This window comes from Microbulbifer flavimaris (assembly GCF_001641755.2).
In the GTDB taxonomy this organism is placed as follows: Bacteria; Pseudomonadota; Gammaproteobacteria; order Pseudomonadales; family Cellvibrionaceae; genus Microbulbifer; species Microbulbifer flavimaris.
Genome location: NZ_LRFG02000005.1, coordinates 220,780 through 243,013, shown reverse-complemented (window position 1 = coordinate 243,013; position 22,234 = coordinate 220,780). Strand labels below are relative to the sequence as shown.

20 protein-coding genes are annotated in these 22,234 nt (G+C 59.9%); 7 read left to right on the top strand and 13 right to left on the bottom strand.

Going from position 1 to position 22,234, the window contains the following annotated elements; genetic code table 11:
• Positions 1 to 10 precede the first annotated feature (10 nt).
• From AWR36_RS13930 to AWR36_RS13900, 7 genes are read right to left on the bottom strand one after another with little or no spacing between them, the layout of a single operon-like run.
• The gene (locus AWR36_RS13930; RefSeq protein WP_067086126.1) at positions 11 to 328 is read right to left on the bottom strand and encodes a Nif3-like dinuclear metal center hexameric protein; all 318 of its coding nucleotides are present in this window, start codon (positions 326 to 328) and stop codon (positions 11 to 13) included.
• Positions 329 to 365: 37 nt separating this feature from the next.
• Positions 366 to 1,220 (bottom strand): thioredoxin, encoded by an 855-nt coding sequence (gene trxA / locus AWR36_RS13925; RefSeq protein ID WP_067086376.1) that lies wholly within the window; start codon positions 1,218 to 1,220, stop codon positions 366 to 368.
• A gap of 25 nt (positions 1,221 to 1,245) precedes the next feature.
• Positions 1,246 to 1,626: an MmcQ/YjbR family DNA-binding protein gene (locus AWR36_RS13920; RefSeq protein ID WP_067086373.1), complete on the bottom strand. Its 381-nt coding sequence runs from the start codon at positions 1,624 to 1,626 to the stop codon at positions 1,246 to 1,248.
• A 5-nt stretch (positions 1,627 to 1,631) separates the two neighbouring features.
• Complete coding sequence (locus AWR36_RS13915) at positions 1,632 to 3,026, bottom strand: LptM family lipoprotein (protein ID WP_141398541.1); 1,395 nt, start codon at positions 3,024 to 3,026, stop codon at positions 1,632 to 1,634.
• Entirely contained in the window at positions 3,023 to 4,237 is a 1,215-nt protein-coding gene (locus AWR36_RS13910; RefSeq protein WP_067086122.1) for a peptidase C69 family protein, read from the bottom strand. The genes AWR36_RS13915 and AWR36_RS13910 overlap by 4 nt, the downstream gene beginning before the upstream one ends.
• Positions 4,230 to 5,666 (bottom strand): flavin monoamine oxidase family protein, encoded by a 1,437-nt coding sequence (locus tag AWR36_RS13905; RefSeq protein ID WP_231745343.1) that lies wholly within the window; start codon positions 5,664 to 5,666, stop codon positions 4,230 to 4,232. Before AWR36_RS13905 ends, AWR36_RS13910 begins: the two co-directional genes overlap by 8 nt.
• Positions 5,659 to 6,837, bottom strand: a complete 1,179-nt coding sequence (locus AWR36_RS13900) for a carbon-nitrogen hydrolase family protein (RefSeq protein WP_082679615.1) — start codon at positions 6,835 to 6,837, stop codon at positions 5,659 to 5,661. Before AWR36_RS13900 ends, AWR36_RS13905 begins: the two co-directional genes overlap by 8 nt.
• A 132-nt stretch (positions 6,838 to 6,969) precedes the next feature.
• Here AWR36_RS13900 and AWR36_RS13895 point away from each other — a divergent pair, with 132 nt between their 5' ends.
• A complete protein-coding gene (locus tag AWR36_RS13895) occupies positions 6,970 to 7,743 on the top strand; it encodes a Mut7-C RNAse domain-containing protein (RefSeq protein WP_197409282.1) in 774 nt (257 codons plus the stop codon).
• Positions 7,744 to 7,830: 87 nt separating this feature from the next.
• On the opposite strand, the gene nhaA is transcribed toward AWR36_RS13895, so the two are convergent.
• Positions 7,831 to 9,324 carry a Na+/H+ antiporter NhaA gene (gene nhaA, locus AWR36_RS13890; RefSeq protein ID WP_082679614.1) on the bottom strand — a complete coding sequence of 498 codons (1,494 nt, stop codon included), beginning with the start codon at positions 9,322 to 9,324 and terminating at the stop codon, positions 7,831 to 7,833.
• A 103-nt stretch (positions 9,325 to 9,427) separates the two neighbouring features.
• On the opposite strand from nhaA, the gene AWR36_RS13885 reads away from it, so the two are divergent.
• The gene (locus AWR36_RS13885; RefSeq protein ID WP_067086113.1) at positions 9,428 to 10,180 is read left to right on the top strand and encodes a TlyA family RNA methyltransferase; all 753 of its coding nucleotides are present in this window, start codon (positions 9,428 to 9,430) and stop codon (positions 10,178 to 10,180) included.
• Positions 10,181 to 10,189: 9 nt separating this feature from the next.
• On the opposite strand, the gene AWR36_RS13880 is transcribed toward AWR36_RS13885, so the two are convergent.
• On the bottom strand, positions 10,190 to 10,417 hold the full coding sequence (locus AWR36_RS13880; RefSeq protein WP_231745352.1) for a DUF1272 domain-containing protein: 228 nt from the start codon (positions 10,415 to 10,417) through the stop codon (positions 10,190 to 10,192).
• Positions 10,418 to 10,511: 94 nt separating this feature from the next.
• Positions 10,512 to 10,856 (bottom strand): 4a-hydroxytetrahydrobiopterin dehydratase, encoded by a 345-nt coding sequence (locus AWR36_RS13875; protein WP_067086104.1) that lies wholly within the window; start codon positions 10,854 to 10,856, stop codon positions 10,512 to 10,514.
• 235 nt (positions 10,857 to 11,091) lie between these two features.
• Between AWR36_RS13875 and AWR36_RS13870 the strand changes: the two genes are divergently transcribed.
• Positions 11,092 to 12,936, top strand: a complete 1,845-nt coding sequence (locus AWR36_RS13870) for a DUF885 domain-containing protein (protein ID WP_067086100.1) — start codon at positions 11,092 to 11,094, stop codon at positions 12,934 to 12,936.
• A 417-nt stretch (positions 12,937 to 13,353) separates the two neighbouring features.
• Here the strand turns inward: AWR36_RS13870 and AWR36_RS13865 are convergent, their stop codons facing one another.
• Positions 13,354 to 14,862 (bottom strand): fumarate hydratase, encoded by a 1,509-nt coding sequence (locus AWR36_RS13865; RefSeq protein WP_067086098.1) that lies wholly within the window; start codon positions 14,860 to 14,862, stop codon positions 13,354 to 13,356.
• Between the two features lie 177 nt (positions 14,863 to 15,039).
• Positions 15,040 to 15,786, bottom strand: coding sequence for a hypothetical protein (locus AWR36_RS13860; RefSeq protein WP_067086094.1), 747 nt, complete (start codon positions 15,784 to 15,786; stop codon positions 15,040 to 15,042).
• Between the two features lie 272 nt (positions 15,787 to 16,058).
• Here AWR36_RS13860 and AWR36_RS13855 point away from each other — a divergent pair, with 272 nt between their 5' ends.
• On the top strand, positions 16,059 to 16,640 hold the full coding sequence (locus AWR36_RS13855) for a superoxide dismutase (protein WP_067086091.1): 582 nt from the start codon (positions 16,059 to 16,061) through the stop codon (positions 16,638 to 16,640).
• Positions 16,641 to 16,752: 112 nt separating this feature from the next.
• Positions 16,753 to 18,654 carry a DUF885 domain-containing protein gene (locus AWR36_RS13850; RefSeq protein WP_067086088.1) on the top strand — a complete coding sequence of 634 codons (1,902 nt, stop codon included), beginning with the start codon at positions 16,753 to 16,755 and terminating at the stop codon, positions 18,652 to 18,654.
• A gap of 76 nt (positions 18,655 to 18,730) precedes the next feature.
• On the opposite strand, the gene AWR36_RS13845 is transcribed toward AWR36_RS13850, so the two are convergent.
• Positions 18,731 to 19,666, bottom strand: coding sequence for a universal stress protein (locus AWR36_RS13845; RefSeq protein ID WP_067086085.1), 936 nt, complete (start codon positions 19,664 to 19,666; stop codon positions 18,731 to 18,733).
• 165 nt (positions 19,667 to 19,831) lie between these two features.
• Between AWR36_RS13845 and AWR36_RS13840 the strand changes: the two genes are divergently transcribed.
• On the top strand, positions 19,832 to 21,343 hold the full coding sequence (locus AWR36_RS13840; protein ID WP_067086082.1) for a thymidine phosphorylase family protein: 1,512 nt from the start codon (positions 19,832 to 19,834) through the stop codon (positions 21,341 to 21,343).
• Positions 21,340 to 22,233, top strand: coding sequence for a ribose-phosphate diphosphokinase (locus AWR36_RS13835; protein WP_096866667.1), 894 nt, complete (start codon positions 21,340 to 21,342; stop codon positions 22,231 to 22,233). Before AWR36_RS13840 ends, AWR36_RS13835 begins: the two co-directional genes overlap by 4 nt.
• Position 22,234: the final 1 nt, after the last annotated feature.

The window sequence follows — 22,234 nt, the reverse complement described above, 5'->3', positions numbered from 1 at the left end:
TGGGGAGCAATCAGTTACAGCGATCGTCCAGTTTCCAGAGGTCGAAAGCCGGCTCTTCATAGGGGTGCGCGGCGCGCAGAGCGGCCAGCGCCCCGTCCACCAGGTTATCAGCACAGACCATCTCCACCCGGTATTCCGATACCCGCTCCACCTCGCCCTGCTGACCAATAAATGGCTGGCTCCCCTCAAGAGGCCGAAACTGGCCGGTACCGGCCACCTGGAAGCAACAGCTGTCGTAGTCGCCGATACGACCTGCACCGGCTACAAACAACGCCTGCTTCACCTTCTCGAGGTGGGTCTCGGGGATATACACACAGAGCTTATACACGGTTGTACTCCGTCACTCTCTTGCTTTTGCAACCGACTCAATACAAAAGCGTCATCAGTTTACGCTGGTACTTTGCCGCCAGGGGGTCACCTGCGCCCAGGCTCTTGACCACATCCAGGTAGGCCTGCTTCGCCGCACCGTCAGCAAAGTTCATGTCGCTGCGCAGGATATCCAGCAACAGGTCCAATGCCTCCTCATGGCGGTGGTTCTGACTGTACTGCACCGCCAGCTTGTAGCCGGAGTCCCAGTCATCAGGATTAGTCGCCAGCGCCTGTTCCAGCGCCTTGATTTCCGGGGATTCTGCCGCCTGCTGCTTCAGTTCCAGCTGCGACATCAGCTGCTGGTAGTCCGCATCCTGATCCGCCAGCAGGATCTTGCCCAGGATCTCTTCGGCTTCCGGCACGCGGTTCAGCTCCAGCAGGACCGCCGCCAGCTGCTTGGCGATATCCGCCCGCTCACCGGACTCGGTGTAGACCTGGCGCAGCACCGGCAGCGCTTCATCCAGCTTGCCCTCACCCACCAGCTTCTGGGCCTGCTGGAACTGCAGCTCCCAGGCCTTGGGCAGGTACTTTTCCAGCATCTCGCGGATCTGCTTCTCCGGCTGAGCCCCGGCAAAGCCGTCCACCGGCTGGCCTTCTTTCAGCACCATGACCGTGGGCAGGCTGCGCACGCCCAGCTGGCCCGCCAGCATCTGCTCGGTATCCGCATTGACCTTGGCCAGCAGGAACTGCCCCTGGTATTCGTTGGCCAGCTTCTCCAGTACCGGCATCAGCTGCTTGCACGGCTCGCACCAGTCGGCCCAGAAGTCCACCAGCACCGGGCGCTTCATGGATTCGTCGATCAGTACCTGCTGAGCGTTTTCCGCCGTGACGTCGACAATATATTCGTTCACTTCTTCTCCCAATATGTTCTCTTAATCAGCGGTAGACGGCCCTGGCGCCATAGAGCAATTCCAGCGCCTCCCTCTCGCCTTTTCGCAACTGACGGACGACAAGGCCATAGGACCGATCCATCATTTGCTCAATTTCATTGTCCGGCACACTGCCATTCAACAGTACGGTATTCCAGTGCCGCTTGTTCATATGATAACCCGGTAACACACCGGTGAAGATATCCCGCAATGCCTGGGCCTCGTCGGGGTCGCACTTGAGATTGGTCCTCGGTACGCCATTTTCAACCGCCAGGGTGGCGAACATCTTGCCCCTGATCTTGAATACCGCCACCGCCGGGCCAAAGGGAAAGTCCTCTTTGGCTTCGGGGTGGCCCATCAAATACTCCCGGGCGGCCTGATAATCCATCATCCTTACCAGTTGAGGGAGGATGGCAGTCGCGGCGAAGAAAGCAGTCTGGAAAAGCGCTGCCAGCGCTCCTCCTCACTCCCCGCGCCCTCCTCTATGTAGTCCGCGACCAGCTGTTTGCCCCAGTTATAGTTGATTACGTAGGCACCGTAGGTATCCACGAAGCGCTTGCGCTGACGTGCCTTCTCGGGGCTCATCAAAGCGTACTTCTCGAACAATTCCACCGCCCTGTCCCCATCGATCTCGCCATTGATGTATTGCCGCGCGATGGTGTTACCGGCAAAACTCACCGTATCGATCAACTCCAGTACGCGGTCATATTTCTCTGCCTGAGAGGGATCGAGATCCGCCAGCGGGTACAGGACCTCACGCTCGAACTGGGTTTTTTCCTCACCCGGGAAGGCCAATTCGATCCCGTAATTGGCACTGCCCTCGGCAATCAGGGACTGCGGACTGAATAGTGGGTAGACACTGAACTCGATCCAGCCGCGGTCTTTCACCAGCTTCTGCTCCAGCAGCGCATTGTAGGTGTGATGGCCCGGATAGCCTTCGTGACAACCCAGGTCGATTGCCCGGTCGATCATCACCGGCAATTCTGTATTCATCTGGATCAGGCTGTTGGCATCGCCCTGATACCAGTTGTAGCCACTCCAGGGTTTGTCGGTGACATACTCCAGGGTGAACTGTTCGTTCGCCGGTAACTCGATATATTTCCTGGTCCGTTCCCGACAGGCATCGATCGCTGCCTCGAACACAGCCGGCAGCTTGTCGGCGGGTATCTCAAACTGCTTGCGGAATGCCTGCACGCGCTCATGCAGCGGCCCCTCGCCAGGCAACAGCTCTTCCAGCTCTGCCAGGGCGGGCTCAAATTCTGAGAATGCCTGTTTTGGCGGCTGTGTATCGTAAAGTAGCTCCGCCTCGCGATCGAAATCCCGCGAGCCATTTCCGGTCAGGCTCTCTGCGTGGGCTGCTACCGCGCGCAACTGGGTTTTCAGGTAGTGGTGGCGCAGCTTTTCCATTTCGTCCGCTGGCTCGGGCATGGCCTCAAGCTTGCCGGAAAGCTCCATCGCCTTTTCCGCGAGCTCAGCCGGGCTCGCAGTATTCTGCCTGGCATTTTCCCGTAACTGTTCCGGGCCGTAATAGGCATCCACATAGTTGTCGTCGTGGTTGCCGAGCGACAGCACCAGCAGCACGTACTCCCGGGCCAGTTGATCCATGGATTGCATTTTTTCGCCCTCGGCGTGGTTCGCAGTAGTTGAGGCTTGCTGTTCAGCTTGCGGCTCCCCCACATCGGATCCCGGAGCAGGCTCGGAATCTGGGCCCCGCTGACCGCAGCCCGCCAGCACTGCGAAAGTGAACGCGGCAACGGAAAAGCTGAGCATTGTCTTGGCTGACGTCATGAGATCTCCTCAGTACTGCTTGGTTTGAATTCATCTGACTTATTGATTGATGCCGTCTCCACCTGCATGCGCAGCTTGAACAGTTCGGCTGAATATTTCCGGGCCAGGCTCTCCGCATCCCGCAGCCTTCCCGCACCGACAGCTTTGAATATCTCCGCCTCTGCGGCGTTGATCTGTTCCAGTAGGGTTGCGCTGCTCCCGCGCGCGATCGAACTGGTCATATGGACCCGGTGCTGTTCCCACAAATCCGGCTCGCACACCTGCCACCGGCCGCTAAAATCGACTGGGTGAAAGAGGCTACAGCAGGTGGCCGCAGTGCCGGTGAAGGTCACACGCGGACCCTCCTCCCGTAACTGCACAATCATGGCATTGGTGGTCTGGGAGGGACGCAGGAAGGCGAGCGGTGACTCTGACGGCGCGGCATGCATGCACAGATCGCCATTACCACTGGGCCCGGCCTTGCGGTGCTGCCGAAGAATTGCGGCAAAGTGCCGGAAGCCAACACCGTGTTGTGGCAGGGCGCTGAGGGCTTTCCAGCTGGAAGCTCTGCGACGCTTGCTGGCTCCAAAATACGGACGCAACCAGGTATCAAAGCGCCGCCGGAAGCTGCCCTGCCCGCCCGGCACTGATGCCAGATCGGGATGAACCCGATCGGCTTCTACACCGATGGTGAGCGCGTTGGAGATGCTGTCGAACCTGTCGACCCGGGACGCTGCCCACTGGCGCCCTGCCGTCTCCAGTTTCCAGGCACTGTTTTGATCGGCGATGAGGAAACTGTTGTCATAGCGGAAGTCCCGCTGACTGAAACCCGCCGGCCCGCCCTGACCATGCGCTTCCAGTAATGCGATGATCACTTCCAGTGCCTCTTCGGCCGAAGCTCCGCGCTCCAGACCCAGGCGCACCAGATCCATGCCGAGCAAGGCTTCACCGCGCTTCAGTACCCGCCGGGAAAAAATGGCTTCGTTGCCAATCGCCACCCCGCACTGGTTCACCCCCATTTCCGCCCCCCACATCCAGGCGGGGCGGCCGATAATGCAGGCGTGACGATCGGGCACCTGGGGAATTTCGATCCAGGTACAGCGCAAACGCGGACTCCTGTCCCCACACACTGCAGGCACTACCTCCACCCGCTGCGCCTCGTAGGGATCGCGATCACTGTTTTTCGCCAGCCAGGTCTCTCCCTGCCCGCGCCAGACCAGCGTGTCACACACGGGGCGCCTCCCACTGTTGACGGCTCAGCGATGGCAATTCGACCGCGTTCTGTGACAAAGCTTCGCGAACCTCCCCGACGGCGCGCTCGGCAGCTTGCAGAGCCCCTTCCATATAGCCGTACCACTCCGTAGCTGATTCCGTTCCTGCGTAATGAATTGGACCATCCGCATCGCGCAGCACCTGGCCATACTGGGTCCATACGCCCGGCGGCATCAAGGCGGCGTAGCATCCCCTGGTCCAGGGCTCACTGCTCCAGTCCCGATCGACATATTCCAATGGGCGGCGGGCCTGATCACCGAAATAGCGCGCGAAACAGTCGAGCACATCCCGCCGGCGAACCTCAGCATCGACCCCGCCGTAATGTCGCGCGGCCTCACCCTCGAGGAAGCCCATCAGCAGTCCGGACTCGCTACCCGCCTCGGAATTATCGAATACCACCCGCACCGGCCCCTGAACGCTGGTTACCTGCCCGGAGAGCCCCTCGTCCCGCCAGAAAGGGCGATCATAGCGGGCGACACATTTGATGCAGCTGCCCGCGGGCATACGCTGCCACAACTGGTCACGCCGGGCCGATAGAGCGGGGGAAAACTGGATGCGCAGCGCCTGGTTAGGAGGCAGCGCCATAATCAGTCGACGACAGCGGAGGACACCACCGTGAAAATACACCCGCAATGTTCCCTCGGCTTCCCGCTCTATCGAACTGACCGACGCATTGAGGTGCAGATCATCACCCAGCTCTCTGGCCATACGGGTGCAGAGACCTGCCGTGCCACCATGGACCCGGTCCTGCTGGGCACCGCCGGTCACCGAGAGCAGGGTCTCCAGCGAGTTTCCGGAGCGCGCATAAAACAGGGCGTGCAGCAGGGACAGTTCCTCCGGCTCTGCCGCAAATACAGCGCCGATGCCAATGGCAAATAATTTCCGTGCCCTCCGGGTGCGGCAGTTGCGCTGCAGCCAGGACGCCAGAGTCTGGCGATCCCACTTCGAGGCATTGGGATGGGCCCACGGCGCCGCGGTATCGATGCTTCTGGCCATCCTCTCAAAGCGCGCCATGGCCTGCCCCAGGTCAAGCAGCGCCAGAGGCCCAATACGGGGAATCGTGCCTTTGTAGCGCCGTCCCCGATTACTATCCCAGAGCAGGTTGTCACCACTGTCCCAGAGCGGCCAGGTCTCGAAGCCCAGCTCCGAGATCAAGCGGTACATCCGATCCTGCCCCGGCCCCACCCACTGTCCACCGATGTCCACCGTCTCGCCATTGGCAAAGCGATGGTTGCAGAGGCGACCACCCACGCGGTCGCGTGCCTCCAGCACTGCAATCCGGTGCTGCGGTCGCAACTGCCGAGCAGCATACAGCCCGGAAATACCTGCGCCGATAATCACTACATCCAACAGATCCGGAGGCACCGCATAATGATTGTGCTTATTCACGGGAGGTCACCTCATCCTGGTGAGTATTGAGCCAGAGGCTGGAGATAATGGCCGTATCACGGCGCTGGCCGAGGATCAGCTCCCCATCCAACACGGCCATGGTCTGGCCATCGTCGCCCAGATCCCAGAGGTCGCCACGCAGAAAAGTATTGATCCCGGCCCGCAGTTGTTGGCCGCGGCCCCCCAGCGCGTATTTGCGCCAGGCTTCGGCCTCCGTCAGACGACCAACGTCTGCAGCTGTTACGTCGGCGGGTGCCGGCGCGCCGTTGTAGCCACCCCACGGCGATTGCCAGATGCCGTCTGGTGAAGAGAAAGAAGGTACCGCTACCAGTTCGGCGCTTTCCAACTGCGCCCAGGTATCCGGGTACCAGCTGTCTGCGCAGATCAGCACCCCCAAATGACCGGCAGGAGTCTCGAATACCGGCAGGCTATGCTCCAGCACCGCCGGTTCAGTGAAAGGCAGCTCGCTGTCGATGGGGTAAACCTTGCGCACCGGCCCGGCCATTCGACCGTCGGCAAAGAAGACAAAGCTGCTGTTGTACAGGGCCCCACGGCCTGCAATCAGCTGACCATCCTGCGCCATCGGATTCGGCAGCAGTATCGAGCCGGCCACCACCGTCACGCCATACTCGGAGGCCAGTGCGGAGAATACACGCTGGTACTGGGCCGCCATCGACTCCGCTTTTGTGCGAAACAACGCTGCAGCGAAGGAGTCTTCCTCCTTCGCTTCAGACAGGTGGTAGAGAAACTGGGGCAAGTTACCCAGCGCCGCCCAGGTGAGCGCGCCTGTGGTGGTGGATGAGTCGAAGACAAGCGCGCTCTCCCCCTCCGCCACCAGCCAGGTGCCAATGTGTTCCGGGAAAACCACTACTGTCAGCGGAGTCAGCCACCCGGCTTCGCGAGCCTGATCAAGATAGGTGGACAGTTTTCCCAGGAGACGCTGGGTATCGGCATAGTCTGCGGCTTGCAGGTGGGGCTGCACTGATAGCAGGTTGGCGGCCCCGGGCGCCGGCGTGCTCAGTGGCTCCAACAGCGCGAGGGCCGGCTCTGCTGCACTTGGACCCAGTGGCCGCAGAATCAGCGCGAGCACCAGCGAGCCGCCGAGCAACACAAAGGAGATGATCAGGCCCAGGCGGCGCACCGCCGCAGACCTCTCAGGTTTTTTTCTCATTATTGGTAACGCCGCTTTTATCGTTATTGGTACCGCCGTTATTCCTTCGACCACTATTATCCATGGCAAGGCTGCGGCGGTTCAACGCCGCAGCCTGTTCCATGACCGGACTGCGCGGAGGAGAGCCAGCAGGTGTCGGGCCAGGCCACAACCATCACCGTTACCTTCCGCTTCTACCGGGAGCTGAATGACTTCCTGCCCCGGGACCAACGCCAGCGGGATCTGGTGCGCCGTTACCCCTGCGCCGGCTCGATCAAGGACGCGATCGAGAACCTCGGTGTACCGCACACAGAGATCGACCTGATCCTCATAAACGGGGAATCGGTGGATTTCAATTACCAGATCGATAACGGAGATCGTGTCAGCGTCTATCCGATGTTCGAATCCCTCGACATTGCACCACTGAACCGGCTGCGCCCCAAGCCATTGCGGAACCCCCGCTTCGTGCTGGACTGCCACCTGGGACGACTGGCCCGCTACCTGCGCCTGCTGGGCTTCGATACGCTGCTACCGGAGGACTCCGACGACGCCGCGCTGGTGCGTGTTTCGGTGGAGCAACAACGCACCCTCTTGAGCCGGGATCGCGCCCTGTTCCGGCGCCGGGCGCTGCAGCGGGGCTACTGGGTCCGGGCCACCAATCCCCGCCTGCAGGTGGCTGAAGTCGCTGCGCGTTTCCAGCTACAGAATACGCTGCGGCCTTTCTCCCGCTGCACCCGCTGCAACGGGACTCTGCGCTCCGTTCCCAAGGAGAAAGTACTTCACCAGCTGCGGGAGAACACCCGCCAGCATTTTCATCACTTCTGGCAATGTGCACAGTGCGGGCAGGTTTACTGGAGAGGCAGCCATTACGACCGCATGAGCGCCCTGATCGGAAAATTGGTCCTTGCCCCAGCGGGTGAGAAATAGAGCGCCGCACTCAGGCTTGCATAAAAAAGGCCGGGATAACCCGGCCTTTTGTTGCGCTAGTGTCTGACTGCCAGATTGAGCGGTGCCTCAATCGTGGCGGTTGCCGCCACTTGCAGAAGCAGTCGCTGCGTCGCCATGCCCCTCTTCTTCACGTTCAGACTCGGCGTCCTCATCCCGCTCTTCATCCGATTCGTCGAGCGCGTATTCATCGGAGATGGGCGCCTTGCGCAGGATCATAAAGCCGCTGATCCCGGCGATGAGGGACGCAAGCAGCACACCAGCCTTGGCCTGGATCAGCAATTCCTCTTTGCCATAGAAGGCCAGCTCAGAAATAAAGATCGACATGGTAAAGCCGATACCCCCCAACAGCGCCACGCCGACAATATGGTGGAAGGTGGCCCCTTTGGGCAGGCTGCCCAGACCCAGACGCCAGCCGATCCAGGTCGCCCCGACAATACCGATCAGCTTGCCGAACACCAGCCCCAGGATCACACCCAGGGTCACCGGGTTCAGGACCGCCGATCCGGTGGTGAAGCTGTCAATCGGAATGCCCGCGTTGGCCAGCGCGAAGATCGGAATAATCAGGAAGGCCACCGGCGTGTGCAGGCGGGTTTCCATCCGCTGCAGGGGTGATTGTGCCAGCTTCACGCCGTTGCCGAGCGCCATCACCCGCGCGCGCAACGCGTCGTTGGCAATGATCTTGTCCCCGGGACGGAAGCTGCGATCGAAACTCCGGATGATGTCCTTGACGAAGGTACTGAAGGCCACCGGATCGTATTTCGGCCGCGCGGGCATGGCCATGGCGGTAACCACGCCCGCCAGGGTGGCGTGAATACCACTGAGGTAGAATTCATACCAGAGCAGCAGGCCGACAAAGATATAGGCCGGGGAGCTGCGCACACCGGCCGCCTTCAGCAGCCACAGGATCACCACCAGCACGCCGGCAGCCGCCAGGGCAGCCATATTGACGCTTTCGGTGTACCAGATAGCAATCACCAGGATCGCGCCCAGGTCGTCGACAATCGCCAGGGCGACGAGGAACATTACCACCGCCCGTGGCACACGGTTGCCCAGCAAGGCAATACAGCCAACCGCAAAGGCGATATCGGTGGCCATGGGAATCCCCCAGCCCCGTGCTGCGTCGCCGTCGGGATTCAGCCCGGCATAAATCAGGGCAGGTATCACCATACCCCCGATAGCCGCCATGATGGGCAGTACCGCCTGCTTCAGCTCCGACAACTCACCGACGAGAAACTCACGCTTGAGTTCCAGGCCGACCAGGAAGAAGAAGACCGCCATCAGCGCATCATTGATCCAGTGATGCACTGTGAGGGAAAGCTCCCAGTCCCCTGCTCCGAGGCTGATGGGCATATGCAGCAGGTGCTTGTAGGCCTCCTGCATGGGTGAATTGGCAATGACCAGGGCAGCAATTGCCGAAATCATGAGCAGAATGCCACTGCTGCTCTGCCGGTGAATAAATTCTTCAAAAGGCGTGACTAGTCGCCCGAAAGCGCTCTCCAGGGGCGCCTCAAACACCTTGCCCTTGCGAATCCTGAACTTGCCCAGAACGCTTTTCGCCATCCGCTGCCAACCTCCTATCCAGCTCACTGCTTCTAACAAGTGGGTCCAGAGGTTAGCATGTCAGCATTGAATTCCACCATATTTTTAGGATCACGCTCCTCCAATGCGCCTGGATGTCCTGCTCGTTGAACGCCAGCTGGCGAATTCCCGTACACACGCCAAGAAACTGATTGAAGGCGGCCGGGTTATGCTGGATACCGGTGCAGGCTGGCAGGCCGCGCTCAAGGCGGGTCAGGCGGTTACGGCGGACCAGGCCATCCGCGTTGAGCCCCTGCCGGAGGATCGCTACGTCTCCAGGGCGGGCCTCAAACTGGCGGCAATCCTCGATCACACCGGCCTCAATCCTGAGGGCTGGAAGGCACTGGACGTGGGTTGCTCCACCGGCGGTTTCAGCGACTGCCTGCTGCAGCGGGGCGCCGAACTGGTAGTCGGTATCGATGTGGGGCACGACCAGCTGGCCCGGATACTCCGCGAACACCCCCGCATGCGATTGTTTGAGGGCTTGAACGCCCGCTACCTGGAGCCTGCGCAGCTAAGCCCTTACGGAGAGGGGGGATTTGATGCGGTGGTGATGGATGTGTCGTTTATCTCCCAGACCCTGATCCTCCCGCGCCTGCCAGCGCTGATGCGCCCGGGGGCGCAGTTACTCAGCCTGGTCAAACCCCAGTTTGAGGTCGGCCCGGAGAACATCGGTAAGGGCGGGCTGGTGCGCGACCAGAAACTCTATCGGCAGGTCCGGGAAAAGATCGTCGCCCAGTGCGAGGAGTTCGGGCTATCCGTAAAGGCCTATATCGACAGCCCTATTCTCGGTGGGGATGGCAACCGGGAATTCCTGCTCTGGGCCCAGAAGCCCTGAACAGCACCCTCAGGAACGGTTAAGAATATCTTCCAGCTTGGCTTTAAAGCCCTGGGTTGGCACTTCAGTCGGGGAGCGTGTGCGCGGTGGGCGCAGCACCAGCCGACCCTGGCAGTTGGGGCAGCTGAGGGAGAGCGCCTCTGAACATTTAGGGCAGAAGGTACACTCGAAAGAACAGATGTACGCCTGGTCTCCCAGGCCGAGCGCTGCACTGCAGCGCTCGCAGGTTGGCTTCATCTTCAGCATGACAGCTCTAAAATCCTCCATCAGAGCGCACCCGGCTGGTTGAAGCCGGGAGCGCTAGCAGCGAGGCGGCCGCCATTACAGTCGACTATTCCGCCTCAAGTTGCTTGTCGGTACGCGCCGCCATGATGAAGTCGTTCTTGTGCAGGCCACCGGCCTCATGACTCCACCAGGTCACAGTCACCTTGCCCCACTCCGTCAGCAGAGCAGGATGATGGCCGACTTCTTCGGCGATCGCGCCAACGCGGTTGGTAAATGCCAGTGCCTGCTTGAAGTTGCGGAACTTGAAGACACGCTCCAGCTGCATCACACCGTCGCGGGCGAGCGGGGTCCAGTCGGGGATTTCCCGCAGCAGTTCGGCCAGTTCTTCATCGGAGACCAGCGGCGCATCGGCGCGACAGGCTTCACATTTTTGTTCGGCGAGTTCGGTCATGAATCAGTCCTCGAAGTGTTTCAATTATTATGGACTCGAGTGAGCAGCGCATCACTCTAACCCCGCCCCAGGACCGAGACAAGCGCACCACGCAAAAGGCTATTTTATGCGGCCGGGCTAAGGTTTAATGGGACAGAGTGCTAAAAAACGCCAATGGCCTTGCCGACAATCCAGATCCGCCGGCAGACTAAAAAGCTCAAGCAGCAAACGAAAGTGCCACAAACCGAGGACTGCAATGAAAATCACACTTCCCGCAATGGCCGTTTCCGCCCTGGCCGTGAGCCTTACTCTGGCTGGCTGTGACCGGCAGGAAAGTGACGGTGCAAAAAGTGATGCTTCCACCGCCACGAATAACGCGGAAGCACCTGCCGCCACTGAAGCCGACACCAGAGCAGAGAGTTCGGAGATGGGTTTCGATGCACTGTCGGCACGGATGGTGAAAGAGCTCTGGCAGCTATTTCCTTCCTGGGCAGTGAGTGAAGGCTATTATGCGGTCGCTGATCAACTGCAGATCCCTGATGACAATTACCGGGAACAGGTACTTGAGTTCGCCCGCAGCTACCGCGAGCAGTTCTCAGCCCTCGATGCCGAGGCCCTGGACCCCAATGACAGGAGTGATCTGGTACTCATCCAGAACTTCCTCAACCGCCTGGAGTGGGAAATCACCGAATTCCAATCGCACCTCTGGAATCCTGCTGAATACAATGTCTCCCACCCCTTTGCCCTGATTCTCAATACCGACTACGCCCCTCTCGATGAGCGCCTGCGTACCTTCAGTGAACGGCTGCAGAAAGTGCCCGCCTACTACGACGCGGCTGAGAATACCCTGGAGAAACCCGCTTCGCCCCAGCTGGTCCTTGCCATCCAGCAAAACGAGGGTGCGATGAGTGTTTTCGGCGAGGAAGTGGAAAAGAAGCTGGGGCAGAGTGGTCTCACCGACGAAGAAAAGAAACTCTTCCAGGAGAGGCTGGAGGCCGCTCGAAAGGCTATCCAGGAGTACATCACCTATTTGCAGACGCGCCACGCGAAACTGGAGGATAGCCAGGACTACAAGGACTTCCGCATCGGAGAGGAGCTCTACGAACAGAAGTTCAAGTACGAAATACAGATCGGCATGACCGGCAAGGAATTGTACGAGAGGGCTCTCGCAGACAAGGAAAAACTTCACGACAAGATGGAGGAGCTGGCCGGTGAACTCTGGCCCAAATACTACCCGGACCAGCAACCCCCCGAGGACCGTCTGGAAAAGATCGGCATGGTGCTTGAAAAACTATCCGAGCACCACGCCACCAAAGAAACCTTCAAGGCAGAAGTGGAAAAGCAGATTCCAGAGCTGGTCGCGTTCGTAAAGGAAAAAGATCTGCTGACCCTGGATGAGGACAAGCCGCTTGTCGTCCGCACTACCCCGCCCTACATGCGTGGCTTCTCCGTGGCATCCATCAATGCACCCGGCCCCTACGACAAGGGCGCCAACACTTACTACAACGTCATGCCGATCGAGGAATTCAGTGACGATCGTGCCGATAGCCTGCTCAAGGAATACAACAAGTACCTGATGCAGATCCTCAATATCCACGAGGCCATTCCCGGTCATTACACCCAGCTGGTGTATGCCAACAAGTCACCGAGCCTGATCAAGAGCATTCTGGGCAATGGCGCCATGGTCGAGGGTTGGGCGGTTTATACCGAACAGATGATGCTGGAAGCGGGCTACGGTGACTTCTCCCCCGAGTTGTGGCTGATGTATTACAAGTGGCGGCTGCGCGTTGTGATCAACACAATCCTCGATTACGAGATACAGGTAAAAGGTATCGATGAAGAGAGGGCGATGGATCTGATGGTACGCCAGGGCTTCCAGCAGAAAGCCGAGGCTATGGGCAAATGGCGCCGCGCCACCCTGAGTCAGGTCCAGCTCACCAGCTACTATGCCGGTTACGCGGACATTCTCGCGCTGCGTAAAGAAATGAAGGAAAAACTCGGGGACGATTTCGACCTTAAGGCCTTCCACGAGAAATTCCTCAGTTACGGCAATGCGCCGGTACCGGTGATTCGGGAATTGATGCTGGCCGAATTGCAGTAGCCGCTATAGGCCCGGGTCTTCCGTTTGGCTCCGGGCGCCGCTGACGCCGCGGGAGCTTTGCGGGACACGCCGTGTATACATCCCTGTAGGCTTGTCTGCGAGGTCCCTCTCGCAGACAGTCCCGCAAAGCTCCCCCGACGACAGCGCCTTAGCATCAACGAACATACTTACTATATTCTTTAAAATACCCCCCTTCTCGAAAAGAACAGTGCTCAATCGGTGAAGTTAAGGTCCTGCTGCTGGTGGCTGTTCGCCAGACCTTACGCGGCCATGGATGGCCGTGTAGAGCCTACAGGGATGTATTCACGGCGTGTCTGGCGAACAGCCACCAGCAGCAGGAGCGCTCCGTAAGTTTCGACGAGGCACAAAAAAGGCCGGGTCCCTCGCGGAACCCGGCCTTTTCGAATCAGGCGGAGATTAAACCGCGCCCTCCTCGATCTTTTCTTTCCAGATCAGCGGTCCTGTGTTGTGCACCGACTCGCCTTTACTGTCGACAGCGACGGTGACCGGCATGTCCTCAACCTCGAACTCGTAGATGGCTTCCATTCCGAGCTCTGGGAAGGCAACCACTTTGGCATCCTTGATTGCCTGGGCTACCAGGTAGGCGGCGCCGCCCACAGCCATCAGGTAAACCGCCTGGTTGTCACGGATCGCCTCAATCGCCGTCGGACCGCGCTCGGCCTTGCCGATCATGCCCAGCAGGCCGGTCTCTTCCAGCATGGTGCGGGTGAACTTGTCCATACGGGTGGCAGTGGTGGGGCCAGCGGGGCCAACCACCTCTTCGCGCACCGGATCCACCGGGCCCACGTAGTAAATGAAGCGGCCCTGCAGGTCCACCGGCAGCTTTTCGCCCTTGGCGAGGATGTCGACCATCTTCTTGTGGGCCGCATCGCGGCCGGTCAGCATCTTGCCGTTCAGCAGCAGCGTCTCGCCCGGCTGCCAGCTGAGCACGTCCTCCCGGGTCACCTCGTCCAGGTTGACGCGGCGGGTGTTGGCGCCGGCCTCACGGGTGATCTCCGGCCAGTCTTCCAGCTTCGGCGGGGTCTGACGTGCCGCACCACTGCCATCCAGAGTGAAGTGCGTGTGGCGGGTAGCGGCGCAGTTCGGGATGATCGCCACCGCCTTGTTGGCGGCGTGGGTCGGGTAATCCTTGACCTTCACATCCAGTACTGTGGTCAGGCCACCCAGTCCCTGGGCGCCGATGCCCAGCTTGTTGACCTTGTCGTACAGTTCCAGACGCAGCTCCTCGGCACGGTTGGACGCCCCACGCTCCTGCAGCTCCTGGATATCGATGGGGTCCAGCAGGGACTCCTTGGCCAGCAGCATCGCCTTCTCGGCAGTGCCGCCGACACCGATACCGAGCATGCCCGGCGGGCACCAGCCGGCACCCATCTGCGGCACCATCTTGAGCACCCAGTCCACCACGGAGTCGGACGGGTTCAGCATGGCGAACTTGCTCTTCGCCTCACTGCCGCCACCCTTGGCCGCCACGTAGACCTCCACGGTGTCGCCGGGCACGATCTCGTAGTGAATCACTGCCGGAGTGTTGTCGCCCGTGTTCTTGCGGGCACCATCCGGGTCCTCGAGGATCGAGGCCCGCAGCACGTTGTCCGGGTTGTTGTAGGCGCGGCGCACACCCTCGTTGACCATGTCGGTCACGCTATTGTCCGCGTCCCACTGCACGTTCATACCCACTTTCAACTTCACCGTCACGATGCCCGTGTCCTGGCAGATAGGGCGGTGGCCCTGGGCGCACATGCGGGAGTTGATCAGGATCTGGGCCATGGCGTCCTTGGCCGCCGGGTTGGCCTCCTTCTCATAAGCCTGGTTGAGGGCCTGAATGAAGTCCTGCGGGTGGTAGTAGGAAATGAATTGCAGCGCGTCGGCAACGCTGTCGATCAGATCATCCTGACGGATAGTGGTCATAGCCGGCTCCGGTTAACGTCTCGAGGCGGGCGATTTTACACGAAATGGAGGGCAAATGGCCCCACGTCCCCTGGGGTAATGGGGTTCCCGGTGTGCTTGGACTGACTGGTCGTAAAGAGTGCGGGGGAAACTGGGAGAGAGCCGGGCGGAGTATCCGCCCGGCCCCGGAAGGCAAACTTAGAGGGAGGAGGCGGTGTTGCTGCCACCGGACTGCAGCGAGCGCACGGCGTCACGCAGCTGCACCAGGTCCTTGTTCACCGAGCGGCGATACGCGTCGATGGACTGCACGGCCTCTTCATTGGCACCGACACGGGCTGTCAGGTCACTGCGCACGGAAGACAGCTGACGCTCAAGGCTGGTGAGCTTGTCGGTCATTTGCCGCTTGCTGGACGTGTTGTCCTTGCGCAGCTCGGCCAGAGCAGTCTCAACTGCGGAGATCTTCTTCACGCTGGCGCTGAGCCCATTGACCTTGCTGGACAGGGCAGCCACTTCTTTCTTGGCCGCAGCCGCCGCACTCTTGTTGGCAGCGATACTCTTGCGGTTGGTGTCGTAGGAAACCCCCCAGAGCTTGCGGATCTCGGAAGCGTTCTCCTTGACCTTGGCATTCAGAACCTCGACGGAAGCCGTAGACTCCTCGTCGGACATCTCGAAGCGCTTCTCCAGCTCAACGATGCGATCCTCAGCGTCATTCAGCGCCGCGCGGCTCAACTGCCACTGGTTATAGAGAAAGCCGGAGGCGCCCAGGCCCGCCAGGGCCAGGATCAGGGCAACCACACCTACGATTGAGATGCCACCGCGGCTCTCATCCGGATCCAGCGGTGCCGGGGCCGGCCGCTGCGGGCCGCCGCCGATGGGCTTGTTGTCCAGTTGCGGCTCGATGGACGGCGCACCGCCACCTCCGATAGTCGGCTCTTTGCGTTGCATACAGACTCGTACCTGATAGTCACGCCCCTGGGGATCCGAAGTCTCCGAGGGAACGTAGATTGGTGGAATTCAGCGGCAAGTTATACCAAAAATTGACGAAAAAGTAACCGCCTCCGAGATAAGATTCCACTCCCCTCTTGCCTTTGGAAAATCCGCCCCCAATAGAGGGGACAAGCGCGCAGTTTGTGCGCCGGCTTAATTCTGCCACACGCCGTGTGTAGAATGGCCAGACTGACAAATCCAGACCAATCAGACAGAAGAAGGAAGACAGCATGGCTCACGTTCTCCCCGAACTCCCCTACGCGATGGACGCACTGGAACCGCATATTTCCCAGGAGACCCTGGAGTATCACTACGGAAAACACCACAAGACCTATGTCGACAAGCTGAACGGCCTGCTGGAAGGCACCGCTGATGCCGACAAGACCCTGGAAGAAGTGATCAAGTCCTCTTCCGGCGGTGTGTTCAACAACGCCGCCCAGGTCTGGAACCACACCTTTTACTGGAACTGCCTGAGCCCGAACGGTGGCGGCGCTCCCTCTGGCGCCATTGAAGACGCCATCAACAAGGCTTTCGGCTCCTTCGACAAGTTCAAGGAAGAGTTCACCAACAGCGCTGTGAACAACTTTGGTTCCGGCTGGACCTGGCTGGTCAAGAAAAGCGACGGCTCCGTGGCCATCGTGAACACCTCCAACGCCGCTACTCCGGTGACCGAGAGTGACCAGACCCCCCTGCTGACCTGCGATGTGTGGGAGCATGCCTACTACATCGACTACCGCAACGCTCGCCCCAAGTACATGGAAGCGTTCTGGAAGCTGGTTAACTGGGACTTCGTGAACCAGAACTTCTCCTGATCCCTGTGATCTGAAAGGCGGGCTTCAGGCCCGCTTTTTGCTTTAGAGCCACCGGGCTTACGGTGGCGCATCCCCACCCCATGAAGATTTCAACCAGACGGGAATGCCAGACATGCACCTCAACAAAACCCTGATTGCCGCGGCCATAAGCGCGCTGGTAATGACAGGCTGCGACCGCACCGAAGAAAAGCCGGCTGCGAGCCAGGACACCGAGATCACCGCAGAGACCACGACGGAGAGCGCAGACGCCGCTGCAGCCAAGCCGGCTGAGGACGCCTCCGCCAACCCGGAGATGGTAGCCAAGGCCAACCAGCTGTTTGAGGAGCACTTCCAGGAGCTGCTCGACCGCAGCCCGGTGTTCAAAACCTTCCTCGGCATGAAAGAGGATTACGATAAGTGGGACAACCTCTCGCCGGAATTCGAGGAGGAAACCCATGAAATCGTCAAGCGCCAGCTGTCGGAACTGAAAGAGATCGACGCGAGCCAGTTGGATGAGTCCACTGCGCTGAGCCTGAAGCTGGCCATCCGCAACAAAGAGCAGGACATCGAGGGCTTCAAGTGGCGGTTGCATACCTACCCCGTCAACCAGATGTACGCCGAGCACACCAGCGTGGCCTCACTACTCATCAACCAGCACCGCATTGACAGTGTCGAGGATGCCGAGGCCTACATTGCCCGTCTCAACGCGCTGCCGGCGCATTTTGACCAGCTGATCGTCAACCTGAAGGACCGCGCCGAGGCCGGCATTATTCCGCCCAAGTTCGTCTTTCCCTACGTCATCAGCGACGGCAAGAACCTGATCACCGGCGCCCCCTATACCGATGGTGAGGACAGTACCCTGCTCGAAGACTTCAAGGGCAAGGTGGAAAAACTGGAGATCAGCGACGAGCAGAAACAGGCCCTGGTCGAGCAAGCCAAGACTGCCATGCTGGAGAGCGTCCAGCCTGCTTACCAGGAACTCATCACCTACCTCGGCGAGCTGGAGAAGAAAGCCACCACCGATGACGGTGCGTGGAAATTCCCCGAAGGTGACGACTACTATGCCCACCGCCTAAATGTTTATACCACCACGGATATGACTGCCGACGAGATCCACAAGACAGGTCTTGAGGAAGTGGAGCGTATTCACGGTGAAATGCGCGGGATCATGAAGCAGGTCGGCTTCGAGGGCTCACTGCAGGAATTCTTCGAATTCATGCGCACCGATGAGCAGTTCTATTACCCCAACACGGAAGAGGGTAAGGAGCGCTACCTGAAAGAAGCGACGGCTTTGATCGACAACATGAAGGAGCGCCTGGACGAACTGTTCATCACCAAGCCGAAAGCCGAGCTCACCGTAAAGGCGGTAGAGCCGTTCCGCGAGAAATCCGCCGGCAAGGCGTTCTACCAGCGCCCGGCACCAGATGGTTCCCGCCCCGGTATCTACTACGCCAACCTCTATAACATGAACGATATGCCCACCTACCAGATGGAGGCACTGGCCTACCACGAGGGTGTGCCGGGGCATCATATGCAGCTGTCCATCGCCCAGGAGCTGGAGGACATTCCGAAGTTCCGCAAGTTCGGCAGCTACACCGCCTACACCGAGGGCTGGGGTCTCTACTCCGAGCTGGTGCCGAAAGAGATCGGTCTGTACGAGGACCCCTACTCAGATTTCGGTCGCCTGGCGATGGAACTCTGGCGCGCGGCGCGGCTGGTGGTAGACACCGGACTGCACAGCAAGAAGTGGACCCGCGAAGAAGCGATCGAGTACCTGGGTGAAAACACCCCCAACCCGGAGGGTGACCAGGTCAAAGCCATCGAGCGCTACATCGTCATGCCTGGCCAGGCCACTGCCTACAAGGTGGGCATGCTGAAGATTGTCGAACTGCGGGAGAAGGCCAAGGAAGCCCTCGGCGACCAGTTCGACATCCGTGAATTCCACGATGTCGTGCTCGCCAACGGCGCTGTGCCGCTGGACGTACTGGAGCAACTGGTGGACGAGTGGGTTGCGGAAGTGAAAGCCCAGCAATAAGCGCAGGCTTCAACCCCACGAAAAAACGGGCCCAAGCGGGCCCGTTTTTTTGCCAGTACGGTGGCACTCTCTTTATTCATACGTTCACTGGTGATTTGTAATCGCTGGGCTTGAGGGCCAACAGCGAACAGGAAATCCGCTGCAGGATATTCTCGGCCGTGTTGCCCATGATAAAACCCGGAATGCCTGTGCGGGCCAGTGTCCCCATCACCAGGATATCCAGCTGCTTCTCCTCGATCAGCAAAGGAATGAATGAGTCCGGTCGCGCGATGGCATGGTGTATCTCAATCGGTCCCTCAATGCCGGCTGCGTGAATCAAGGCATCCAGTTTACTGCGGTGCTTTGAACCTGCTTTCTCCAGCGCACGATCCAGCTCTTCATCCGAAATATTGATGGGATAATTGTGGCGCAGGTATTCATCCACATCGTAATCCCAGCAGGACACGACATGCAGAGTTCCGCTGCAGCTGTCTGCCAGCCCACGTGAGAGGCGCAACAAGCGAATAGCGAGGTCGTACGCTGAAGGCTGCTCGTATTCAGGATCAACTGCCACAACCACCTGCACTTCCTCGCGGGGATGCTCGATGCGCCGACTGAGCCAGACAGGACAGGGACACTTACGCAGCAACTCCATATCCATGGCTTTGAAGCCCTTGCGCTGGGTACGTCCCTCGACGTTTTTCACGACCAGGTCAAAGTCTTCTTGCAGTACCCGCCGGATGATTCTCTCGGCGGGATTATTGCCCTCATCCACCTCAATTTCAGCCGGAACCTGGCCTTCGTCTACCTTCAGCAACTCACGGGATTTTTTCAGCGACTGCCCCGCCCGGGCGATCAGCCCATCGGTATAAGCGCCCTCATATTCCGTGAACCCCTCCGGCAGGAGCGGACACACAACCATAATCGTCAACGTTGCGCCACTGACACGGGCTACCGCCAGCGCCTGCATCAATCCGTCGCTTTCGTCGACAGTGCCGTGACTGACAAAGAGTATTTTGCGGAAGTTCTGCATATGCTTTTTTAACTCCTGTTTCTTATATGCCCGGCGCTCCTTGAAATAGCCGGGTGCGCACCAGGACTCTGGCCACTACTCATTATGAAAGGCCGCGTGCTACGAAGATACTGAATTGGCGCCAGATTCATCGTGAACAGACACTCTGCGGGCAAATAACAATCCATGCGACATACCGCCCCACTCAACGCCCACCTGATGGGTATCGACACCCATGAGGAACCGATCGTATTTATGCGAAGCGACTGCGCCATCTGCCGCGCAGAGGGTTTCAGCGCCAACACGCGCCTGCAGGTACAAGCCGGGGAACGTAGCCTGATCGCCAACCTCAATATCGTGAGTCCGGAAGTGCTCGAGGAGGACCATATCGGTTTCTCCGACAGCGCCTGGGCCTTTCTGGACCTGAGTGAGGGCCAGCGAGTCCATGTGCGCCACGCCCCCCTGGTGCGCTCACTGAGCGCGTTGCGCAAGAAGATCTACGGGCACGAACTCAATGCACTGGAAATCAATACCATCATTCGCGACATTGGTCGTCGGCTTTATTCGGATATCGAAATCGCCAGTTTCCTGACCGCCAGTGCAGCCGGCCACCTGACTGCCGCCGAGGTAACTGCCATGACTCGCGCCATGGTAAACAGCGGCAACCAACTGCACTGGACCGGAGCCGATCGGGTGTTCGACAAACACTGTATCGGCGGTCTGCCCGGCAACCGGACGACACCGATCGTCATCTCCATTGCCAGCGCCGCTGGACTGATGATCCCCAAAACCTCTTCCCGCGCCATTACCTCCCCTGCCGGCACTGCCGACACCATGGAGGTGCTGACCGAAGTGGACTTGTCTCTCGAGCAATTGCAGAGAGTGGTGGAGCAGACCGGTGCCTGCCTGGCTGCGGGAGGCAAAGTGGACCTGAGCCCCGTGGACGACCTGCTGATCCGCATCGAGCGAGCCCTCGACCTGGACAGCCCCGGCCAGCTGGTGGCTTCGGTTCTATCGAAAAAGGTCGCGGCCGGCTCCAATCACATCCTGATCGACATGCCGGTGGGGCCCACAGCCAAACTTCGCTCCCGCGAAGAGGCCGACGAGCTCGCAGCCCTGTTCCGGCAGGTGGCAAACGCCATGGGCCTGCACCTGCACTGCGTGATCACCGATGGCACCCAGGCCATCGGCTACGGTGTCGGCCCGATGGAGGAAGCCCGCGATGTGCTTGCGGTGCTGCGCAATTCCGTCGAGGCCCCCTCCGACCTGGCCGAGCGATCACTGTTCCTGGCCGCCAACCTGCTTGCCATGGACTCGGGGGAACCACTCGATGTGACCATACCCCGGGCCCGGGAAATACTTTACTCAGGCCAGGCGTGGCAGCAGTTCCAGCGTATCTGCCACGCCCAGGGTGGCCTCAAACCCCTTGCGGAAGCGCCGCATCATTCCTGCCTGCGCGCCCAGCGCACCGGCAAGCTAGGGGCGATGGACAACCGGCGGCTCGCGCAACTGGCCAAGCTTGCGGGCGCACCCAGCTCGCCCCTCGCCGGGCTGCGACTGCATGTAAAGGTGGGCGACAGCGTTATCCCCGGCCAACCGCTGGCCACCCTGTTCGCCGACACACCGGGCGAACTGGCCTATGCGCGGGATTACTACCATCAGAACCGCGACCTGTTCGACATAGAGAGCGCCTCGTGAAAACGATTCTGATCCCCATGGAAGAAGATCTGCCGCTTTTCGGACCGCTCTGTGCGGCGCTGGATGCAGAAGCGGGAACATTACAACGCCGGCGCTTTCCCGATGGGGAGAGCTACCTGCGGGTCTGTAGCCCGGTATCGGGAAAACAATGTATCGTACTCGCCGACCTTTCCAACCCGGACCCGAATCTGCCGGCGTTGCTCTTTCTGGCGGACACACTGCGTGAGCTCGGAGCAGAGACAGTCGGCCTGGTCGCGCCCTACCTGTGTTACATGCGTCAGGATCGCAGATTCCACCCGGGGGAAGCGGTGACAGCGCCAAGTTTCGCCCGCTTGATCTCCCGTTATTTCGACTGGCTCGTTTGTGTCGATCCGCATCTTCACCGTATTCATCGACTGGAAGAGGTCTATACCATTCCCGCCGTGGCTGTCAGTGCAGCCCCGGTGCTCGCCGGCTGGGTGGCGGCTCAGGATGGCCCCTGCCTGCTGGTGGGGCCGGATGCGGAGAGCCGCCAGTGGGTCAACTCCGTAGCGAAACAGACCGGCAGCCCCGTCATCGTGGGCGAGAAACACCGACTGGGAGACCGGGCGGTGGAAATTGCCTTCCCGGAGCTCAGTGCATTTCAGGGATATCCAGCGGTGCTGCTGGACGATGTCATTTCCAGCGGGCATACGATACTGGAGGCAGTGACACGGCTCCGGCAGGCGGGTGTTTCACAGGTCGACTGCCTTGCGGTGCACGGTCTCTACGCCGAGGGCGCGTTTGCGAAACTTGAGCAAGCCGGGGTCCGACACCTGCTGGCAAGCAACAGTATTCCGGGGCGCGGTAACACGCTGGACCTGAGCCCGGTCCTGATACCCGCCATTTCCGGGCTGCTGAGCAATTCGTGAA